Raw genomic sequence first — 8,112 nt, 5'->3', positions numbered from 1 at the left:
GTAAGCGTGGTGAGCAGGCCGCCTTGCGCGAGATCGGTAGGATAGGCTGATTGCGGCTCTTTTGGGGAGCGGCGGTTTTGGACGATAGCGAGGCTGATGGGGCGAGTAGTCATACGAGCGGTCATATGACCACTCGGATTGAGGTCGTTGGCCGGATATCGGGCCGGCGGCGCTGGACGGTGGAGCAGAAGCTGGCGATTCTGCGCGATGCGTTCGGTTCGGGCGGATCGGTCCTGGATGCTTGCGAACGGCACGAGGTTGGCAGCGGCCAGATTTACACATGGCGGCGGCAGGCGATGTCGGGCGAGTTGACCGGAGTGCAACTGCCGGCACTGACATCTTTCGCCGAAGTTGAAGTGGCCGGGCCGCCGATGCCGGCCACAGCGCCACCTGAACCGACGCTCACATGTGGCCAGATCGGGATCGAGCTTCCGTCGGGCGTACGTCTGACCGTGGATGGATCTGTCAACACCGATGCGCTGGTACGCGTGCTCGCGGTCCTGACTGCCCGATGATCCCGCTCCCCGGCTTTGCGGGCACAGGCTCCACCCGGATATTCCTGGCCTGTGGCGCGACCGATATGCGCAAAGGGTTCGACGGGCTGGCGGTGATGACGCAGCAGGTGCTTGAGCAGAGCCCGCATTCGGGCGCCCTGTTTGCCTTCCGGGGCAAGCGCGGCGATCTGGTGAAGCTGCTCTGGTATGACGGTCAGGGCCTGTGTTTGTTTTCCAAACGGATGGACCGAGGCAAGTTCGTCTGGCCGACTACCAAGACGGGCAAGGTGATCCTCAGTGCGGCGCAGCTATCGATGCTGCTAGAGGGCATTGACTGGCGCCGGCCGGAACGCACAGCAGCACCATGTTTGGCCGGCTAATGGCGGATTACCGTTGTTTTTGTGGCGCAAAGAGGCACTTTATGCTAGCGGTTCGCCGTGTCGGACGCTGCTTCTTCCCTCCTCGACAAGGACGCCCGGATCGCCGAGCTGGAAGCGGCCTTGGCGGCACGCGACAGCCTCATTGCGGCCCTTCGCGTTCAGCTTGCCCAGCTTCGCCGCATGACCTTTGGTCAGTCCTCCGAGAAGCTGTCCCTGCAGATCGAACAGCTGGAACTGGCGCTGGAAGAACTGGAGGGCGAAGCCCAACTTGCCGGCACGCGTTCGTCCTTTGCGGATCGCAATGAACGCCCGGCACCGATCCGGTCGTTGCCGGCGCATCTGCCGCGCGAGGAGCGTCGTATTGAACCGGCGGCCGGCACCTGCACCTGTCCCGATTGCGGCGGCGCGCTGCGCCCGCTGGGCGAGGACAGCGACGAGATGCTCGACGTGCTACCCGTGCAATGGCGCGTCATGCGAACCGTGCGTCCCAAGTATAGCTGCCGCTCCTGTGAGAAGATCATTCAGGCGCCGGCGCCGCCCAAGGCGATTGCGCGCGGCAAAGCCAGCTTCGCAACGCTGGCCCATGTGGTGGTGAACAAGTTCGATCATCATCTGCCCTTGTATCGGCAGGCCGAGATGATGGCGGCACAGGGCATCGATATCGATCGCTCGACCTTGGCCGGTTGGGCCGGACAGGCCGCCGCGCTGCTCGATCCCATCGTCAGCCGTATCCGCGAGGAAGGTCTCAAGGCCGGCAAGATCCACGCCGATGATACACCCGTGCCGATGCTCGATCCCGGCAGGGGAAGGACTGCCACGGCCAGGCTGTGGGCCTATGTCGTCGATGATCGGGCTTCAGGCGTCGCCGGCCCGGCGCTTGTTTGGTACAAGTTCACGCCCGATCGCAGCGGCATCCATCCGCAGACCGAGCTCAAATCCTTCTCCGGCCTCCTTCAGGCCGACGGCTATGCCGGCTACGACAAGCTCTACGAGGACGGCCGGGTGAGAGAGGTCGCCTGCTGGGCGCACTTCCGGCGCAAGATCTTCGAGAACCACGCCACTAGCCCAACGCCGCTCACGACCGACCTTTTGGAGCGGATTACGCAGCTATATCGGCATGAGGCCGATATTCGAGGGCAACCGCCCGATGTTCGGCGTCAGCACCGGCAACGGCATTGCAAGCCGCTGGTCGATGACTTGCGCACCGCCATCGACGACGCCTTGCGTCGCCTGTCGCCAAAGTCGGCGATGGCCAAGGCACTCGCCTATGGCCGCAAGCGCTGGACGGCGCTGACCCGCTTCCTTGATGATGGCTACGCCGAGATCGACAACAACATCGCCGAACGGGCGATCCGGTCCATCGCGATCGGCCGCAAGAACTGGCTGTTCACCGGCTCGAAGGCCGGTGGCGAACGCGCCGCCGCCATCTATTCCATCATCGAGACGTGCAAACTCAATGGCGTCGAGCCGCAGGCCTATATCGCCGACGTCGTCGAGAAGATCGCCAGCAACTGGCCAGCCTCGCGCTGGGACGAGCTCATGCCCTGGAACTGGACAGCCGGCGGCACGCCCGTCAGCATGGCGGCATGACCGACCAGATCGCCCGGATTCGCATCACACTCGACGACATCAAGCCCGCCATCTGGCGGCGGGTCGAACTGCCCATCTCCAACAGCCTCAAGACCCTGCATCTGGCGATCCAGGCCGTTATGCTGTTCGAGAACTACCACCTGTTTCGCTTCGATATCGGCGAGGCCAGCTACGGCATCCGGTTCGACGATGACTATATGGACCCGCCGACCCGCGACGCCGGCAACCAGCGGCTCACCAAGCTCATCGAGCGCGGCGTCACCGCCTTCTCCTACACATATGATTTTGGCGACGACTGGCGGCACAGCATCGTCATCGAGGAGGTTCTCTCCGCCGATCCGGCCTTGCATTACCCCCGGTTCGTCGACGGCGCGCGCCGCGCACCACCCGAGGATGTCGGCGGTCTCCCGGGCTTCGAGGAATTTCTTGAAGCCATGGCCAAGCCGCGCCATCCGGAACGCAAGTCAGTGCTGCAATGGTATGGGCGTCCCTTTGATCCCGACGACATCAGCCCCGACGAAATCCACACTCGCATGGCCACGCTCGCCAAACGCAGGGCCTCCGGCAAAGCCGCTCACACCATCAACGAGGCCTGATCATCACTGCGGCCCTCAGACCACGCTTACGATGAAGATAGTGGACGTGCGTGAGATCCATGATGTTGTCGATCTCGAGCAGCCAGTTCGCATGGACGTGCAGGTAATGGCCTATATTCTCGTGTCCGCCAGGCTCGGGCATCCGTGTGAGCGGCGGGATGAGGACAGGATCGGCGAAGTCTTCGTCTCCCAGCCAGATCCAGACGACGCGATGGCGCTCGACCACCTTGTGCGAGCGCACGCGAGTGCCTGGCGGGAAGCTGCTATAGGCCGAAGCGTTCCCAAGACAGGCGCCCGAGGCGTCGAACTGCAGGCCGTGATAGCCGCACTGGACGACACCATCGCGCACACGGCCCCTGGAAAGGGGGGCGAATCGATGTGGGCACATGTCGTCCAATGCGGCGGGGACGCCATCGGCGTCGCGGAAGAGGACCAGTGGTCGATCAAGCAGCGTCCGCGCGAGCATCCGGTCGCTCGCGAGTTCATCCGCCCAGCAGGCCATGAACCACGCGTTGAGCGGATAGCTGCGATGCTGCTCCGGTGTCGACAAGACCCTCTCCTCAATTCGTTGGGAAGGCATCGTTCCATTGCGTCCTTCCTTTCATCGATGACTATTTCAACGTGCCAGGCGCTTCCAATTGTCCTTGCTGATGGGTTGCATAAGGCCGGGATATCGGCGACAGGCCTCACCAGTGCACCATGGGCAGCCCGGCCACAGGCGAGGTGAAGGTCGGGATGCTGGTGCCCTTGAGGGAACCGAGGCAGGCCGTCCGGAGATCGGGGCCGGCAAACGTTACGCTCGCGAGCCAAGGTGCGATTTCCCCCCCGCAGGCCGACAGGGTCTCGAACGACACGGGACTGCCGCTTGCGAATTCCAACTCGAATCGGTCGGTAGCCTTGCTGTCGCCGAATTCAGCAAGCTCCAGGCAGTCCCCTTCTGGTGTAATTGCGACCAGCCGGTCGGCGAAGATCATCGTCGCCCAGAGATTGCCGTAAGCATCGAAGCAGATGCCATCGATCACGCCTCGGCCAAGGTCGGAAGGGCCATATGTCTCCCGGTCGGTGAGCGAGCCGTCCGGAAGGACGCGCAAGCGCGTCACCCTCTTCCCGGTCGTCTCGGCGACATAGAGCCATTCCTCGGCGGCATCCAGGCGCACCTCGTTGGTGAAGGCGAAGCCTTCGGCGACAATGCGAATTCCGCTGTCGTCAACCAGCGCCACATAGCCGTCGCGGATGGTAGGTGTGATCGCGTCGGTCCAAGGATTGATCATGGTCGAAATCGTCAACCACAGCCTTCCCTTGCTGTCGCGCAGGACAAAGTTGACCTTGCCGAGTGGGCGGCCGTTGATCCGGTCGTGCAGCACCCGCGTGGCGCCGGTGCTGCGATCCATGATCTCGAGTCGATCCGTGCCGAAATTCGAGATGAGGATCGCTCCGTCGGCATCGAATGCCAGGCCGTTGGGCAGAGTTCCCGAGACCAGGCTCTGCCGCGCATCGCCGATTAGGTCGAAGTGTGTGTCCACACGCTGGCTGATAAGGGTCTGACCTCCGTCCGGTGCGATGCGGATGACCCCGCCGCGTGCGTCGGCCGACCAGAGCGTGCCGTCCCGCTCCGCCAATATGCACTCCGGACGCTGCAGGTCGTATCCGATCGGGCGGATCTTATGTTCTTCGACCCGAAATCCAGCAAGCGGGTTTGGTCCGAGGCCATGCTGGATCAGAGTCATGCGCCGACCTTCGTTGCGGCTGCGCCCTTCAATTGGAGTATTTTGCGGGCGTCCTGTGGTGTCGCCACCTCGAGCGAGAGGCCATGGAGGACGCCGATGATGCGCTCCACCTGCTCGGCGTTCGACTTGGCGAGGCGTCCGGGTTCTCCCCAGAGCGAGTCCTCCAGTCCAACACGCACATTGCCGCCCATGGCGGCCGACATGGTGGCGATCGGCATTTGCTGACGGCCGGCGCCCAGGACAGACCAGACATAGTCGTCTCCGAAGAGCCGGTCGGCGGTCCTGCGCATCATCGCGACATCCTCGGGATGCGCGCCGATGCCGCCACGGATGCCGAACACCGACTGGATGAAAAAAGGGGGCTTCAAAAGGCCGCGATCGGCGAAGTGCGCGGCCGAGTAGAGATGTCCGATATCATAGCATTCGACCTCGAAACGCGTTCCTAGTGCCGCACAGCTTTCGAGTATGTAGGCGATGTCGCGAAAGGTGTTGCGGAAGATGTAGTCGTCGCTGCCGCGGACATAGGGCTCCTCCCAGTCATGTTCGAAACAGCTGAACCGCTGAAGCATCTCGTAAAAGGCGAAATTCATCGATCCCATGTTTAGTGAGGCGATCTCGGGCTGGAATGTCAGCGCCGGCGCCAGTCTCTCCTCGAGGGTGAGGACGGGCGAGCCGCCCGTTGTGATGTTGATGATGGCATCCGTGCGATCCGCTATGGACGGCAAAAAGCGGCGATAGACACCTGGGTCCTGTGTCGGTCGACCATTTTCGGGGTCGCGGGCATGCAGGTGCACGATGGTCGCGCCCGCCCGGGCGGCCTCGATCGCGGAACTCGCGATCTCCTCAGGCATCACCGGCAGATGCGGCGACATGGAAGGCGTATGGATGCCGCCCGTCACCGCACATGTCACGATCACCTTGCGCATCCATCATCCTTTCCTCTGGTTGTTTGATGTGCAGACTTCCAGATGACGGATGGCTCGGGAAATCACTTTGCCCGATGAAACGGATAAGCGCGCCTGATTGGCAGGCAGGGCGGATAGGCAGCGATTATGCCACGCATACCGACAAACGATTTTCGCGCCTCGGCAGGTCGGGATAGTTCCGGAGCTCAACACGGTAGAGCTTCGGGACGGGCCGTATAATCCGTACCTCGGAAGCTCAGGAGGGATCGGAATGGCAATCATCGGCATCAGGCGTCTGCGCTATCGTGTGTCGGACACGGATGTTGCGCGGCGCTTCTTCGCCGATTTCGGGCTGGGTCCGTCCGGAGAAGCAAGGCCCGGCCACTTTACCCTTGCCAACGGTTCCGAGGTTGAGGTGCTGGGCGAGTGCGATCCTGCGCTGCCGTCCTCGCAGATCGTGGGGGATGGCGTGCACGAGGTGTCGTGGGGCGTCGAGGACGAGGGTTCCCTCGGGTTACTCGCGGACGAGCTTGGACGAGACCACTCCCTTGAGGACATCGACGGCGGCTTCAGGACGCAACTCTTCGGCGTTCCCTTCTCCTTCGTCACATGGACGCCCCGGCAGTTCGCCAACGCACCTGACCCGGTTAACGCCCCAGGCGTGGTCCGTCGTCTCAACACGCACAGGAAGTGGCGCCGGCGTGCCCGCCCCAAGGTCATCAACCATGTCGTCTTCCGCTTGCCCGACTATGTCGAGGCGGCCCGCTTCATGCGCGCGCGTCTCGGCTTCAGGCTGAGCGATATCCAAACGGGTTTCGGCCAATATCTGCGGGCGAGCGGCAGCAACAATCACCACAACCTGCTGTTCCTCAATGCCAATGCGCATTTCCCGGGATGCGACGGCCAGTTGCGCTTCGATCATGTCAATTTTGGCGTGGAGGATATCGACGAGCTCATGATCGGCGCCAACTACATGGTCCGTTGCGGCTGGCAGCCTTCCGACATCGGGCTCGGCCGGCATCGCATCGATTCCGCGCTCTTCTACTACCTTCCCTGCCCCGCCGGCGGGGAGGTGGAATATGGCACCGACGCAGATTATGTTGACGACAACTGGGTGCCCCGGGAGTTCGACGTGCCGCTTTTCGGCTACAGCCACTTCACCCACAACGTCCCGCCTTTTCTCGAAAGGGAGCCGGAGTGGAGCTTCAAATATTTGACAGAGGCGCAGATTGCCGCGGGGCTTGGCGATGTTTGAGCCCTTTCCCACCAATTATGTCTGGAACCTGTCCATCAACCTGGCGCTCGAAATGGGGGGATCGATCGGTGAGATCGATGTAGCCAACCGTGGGACAGCCCGCGCCGCGGAAGCCGGGGACAGTGGCGTCGATGCCTTTTTCGACACGTGGCTCGCCATGGCGGCACGGGTGCGGGAGATGGCCGATGCCGACCATGGCGCGGGGCACAAAGCAAGTGCAGCGGCCAAATATCGTCGCGCCTGCGCCTATCTGATCACGGCCGAGCGGATGCAGGCGAGCGACTATCCGCCCCGCCAGCAGGCCTATGCCGACATGCTTTCGGCCTTCGCCCGCTATATCGAAGCGAGCGGTGATCCCTGCGAGACAGTCGACATCCCCTATGCCGACAGCCACTATCCCGCGCTGTTCTGCTCGGCCGCCACGCCGAACAATCCGAGACCGCCATGCATGATTTTCTGCAACGGGCTGGACAGCGTGAAGGAGATGGTTTTCCTCGTAGGCCTGCCCGCGGCATTGCGCGCTCGCGGCATTTCCTGCCTGATCGTCGACCAGCCCGGCGTAGGTGGAGCGCTCCGGCGCAACAAGCTGCCGGCCATTGTCGAGACCGAAATCTGGGCAGGCAAGGCGGTCGATTGGCTACAGGCGCGGGACGATGTCGATACCGACAGGATCGGGATGATGGGCTGGTCGCTTGGCGGCTATTATGCGCCCCGTGCCGCCGCTTTCGAAAAGCGCTTCAAGCTATGCGTCGCATGGGGCGCCAATCACGAATGGGGCGAGGTGCAGCAGCGCCGCCGCCGTAATGAAGGCGAGAATCCGGTCCCCCACTATTGGGCGCACGTCATGTGGGTTTGGGGACAGGATCGGCTGGAAGACTTCATGGCCTTGTCGGAGCGGATTACGCTGACTGGCGCCGTAGAACATATCACTGTGCCGTTCCTGGTCGTGCATGGCGAAAATGATCGGCAGATCCCGGTCGAATATGCCTATCGCTCACACGAACAGGCCGTTCGCAGCCCGCGCGCCGACCTGAAGATCTTCACGGCCCGTGAAGGTGGGGTGGAGCATTGCAGCGCCGACAATATGGAGCCCGTTCGCAGCTTTATCGTGGACTGGGTCCAGGACCGGTTTGCCGAAATGACCTGATCGCGCGAGAGAGGCGTG

At 62.7% G+C, this 8,112-nt stretch carries 9 protein-coding genes; 6 read left to right on the top strand and 3 right to left on the bottom strand.

Annotated elements, in window-relative coordinates; all coding sequences use genetic code 11:
• The first annotated feature begins 125 nt into the window (after positions 1-125).
• Genes tnpA through M529_RS45350 form a run of 4 tightly spaced genes read left to right on the top strand, consistent with a single transcriptional unit; the run spans position 126 to position 3,060 of the window.
• Positions 126-515, top strand: coding sequence for an IS66-like element accessory protein TnpA (tnpA, locus tag M529_RS45365; protein WP_021317578.1), 390 nt, complete (start codon positions 126-128; stop codon positions 513-515).
• Positions 512-874, top strand: coding sequence for an IS66 family insertion sequence element accessory protein TnpB (gene tnpB, locus M529_RS45360; RefSeq protein ID WP_021317577.1), 363 nt, complete (start codon positions 512-514; stop codon positions 872-874). The genes tnpA and tnpB overlap by 4 nt, the downstream gene beginning before the upstream one ends.
• A 57-nt stretch (positions 875-931) precedes the next feature.
• Positions 932-2,464, top strand: coding sequence for an IS66 family transposase (gene tnpC / locus M529_RS45355; protein ID WP_021317576.1), 1,533 nt, complete (start codon positions 932-934; stop codon positions 2,462-2,464).
• A complete protein-coding gene (locus M529_RS45350) occupies positions 2,461-3,060 on the top strand; it encodes a plasmid pRiA4b ORF-3 family protein (protein ID WP_021317575.1) in 600 nt (199 codons plus the stop codon). The genes tnpC and M529_RS45350 overlap by 4 nt, the downstream gene beginning before the upstream one ends.
• Here M529_RS45350 and M529_RS0125190 read toward each other — a convergent pair.
• From M529_RS0125190 to M529_RS45340, 3 genes are all read right to left on the bottom strand, one after another.
• Positions 3,047-3,610, bottom strand: coding sequence for a Rieske 2Fe-2S domain-containing protein (locus M529_RS0125190; protein WP_021319878.1), 564 nt, complete (start codon positions 3,608-3,610; stop codon positions 3,047-3,049). The two genes, M529_RS45350 and M529_RS0125190, sit on opposite strands and share 14 nt — an antisense overlap.
• A 136-nt stretch (positions 3,611-3,746) precedes the next feature.
• Positions 3,747-4,787 carry an SMP-30/gluconolactonase/LRE family protein gene (locus tag M529_RS45345; RefSeq protein ID WP_021319877.1) on the bottom strand — a complete coding sequence of 347 codons (1,041 nt, stop codon included), beginning with the start codon at positions 4,785-4,787 and terminating at the stop codon, positions 3,747-3,749.
• Entirely contained in the window at positions 4,784-5,713 is a 930-nt protein-coding gene (locus M529_RS45340) for a BKACE family enzyme (protein ID WP_021319876.1), read from the bottom strand. The genes M529_RS45345 and M529_RS45340 overlap by 4 nt, the downstream gene beginning before the upstream one ends.
• A gap of 250 nt (positions 5,714-5,963) precedes the next feature.
• Between M529_RS45340 and M529_RS45335 the strand changes: the two genes are divergently transcribed.
• The gene (locus tag M529_RS45335) at positions 5,964-6,947 is read left to right on the top strand and encodes a VOC family protein (RefSeq protein WP_021319875.1); all 984 of its coding nucleotides are present in this window, start codon (positions 5,964-5,966) and stop codon (positions 6,945-6,947) included.
• Positions 6,940-8,094, top strand: coding sequence for an alpha/beta hydrolase family protein (locus M529_RS45330; protein ID WP_031295620.1), 1,155 nt, complete (start codon positions 6,940-6,942; stop codon positions 8,092-8,094). Before M529_RS45335 ends, M529_RS45330 begins: the two co-directional genes overlap by 8 nt.
• Positions 8,095-8,112 lie beyond the last annotated feature (18 nt).

Origin of the sequence: Sphingobium ummariense RL-3 (assembly GCF_000447205.1) — a bacterium.
Taxonomy (GTDB): Bacteria; Pseudomonadota; Alphaproteobacteria; order Sphingomonadales; family Sphingomonadaceae; genus Sphingobium; species Sphingobium ummariense.
The sequence above is the reverse complement of the archived record's forward strand: the minus strand, read 5'-3'. Positions and strand labels throughout refer to the sequence as shown.

Bases quoted from the DNA above. Each gene is read 5' to 3' on its own strand.
- M529_RS45350 (WP_021317575.1), top strand. From the start codon at position 2,461: ATGACCGACCAGATCGCCCGGATTCGCATCACACTCGACGACATCAAG.
- tnpA (WP_021317578.1), top strand. From the start codon at position 126: ATGACCACTCGGATTGAGGTCGTTGGCCGGATATCGGGCCGGCGGCGC.
- M529_RS45330 (WP_031295620.1), top strand. From the start codon at position 6,940: ATGTTTGAGCCCTTTCCCACCAATTATGTCTGGAACCTGTCCATCAAC.
- M529_RS45345 (WP_021319877.1), bottom strand. From the start codon at position 4,787: ATGACTCTGATCCAGCATGGCCTCGGACCAAACCCGCTTGCTGGATTT.
- tnpB (WP_021317577.1), top strand. From the start codon at position 512: ATGATCCCGCTCCCCGGCTTTGCGGGCACAGGCTCCACCCGGATATTC.
- M529_RS45340 (WP_021319876.1), bottom strand. From the start codon at position 5,713: ATGCGCAAGGTGATCGTGACATGTGCGGTGACGGGCGGCATCCATACG.
- M529_RS45335 (WP_021319875.1), top strand. From the start codon at position 5,964: ATGGCAATCATCGGCATCAGGCGTCTGCGCTATCGTGTGTCGGACACG.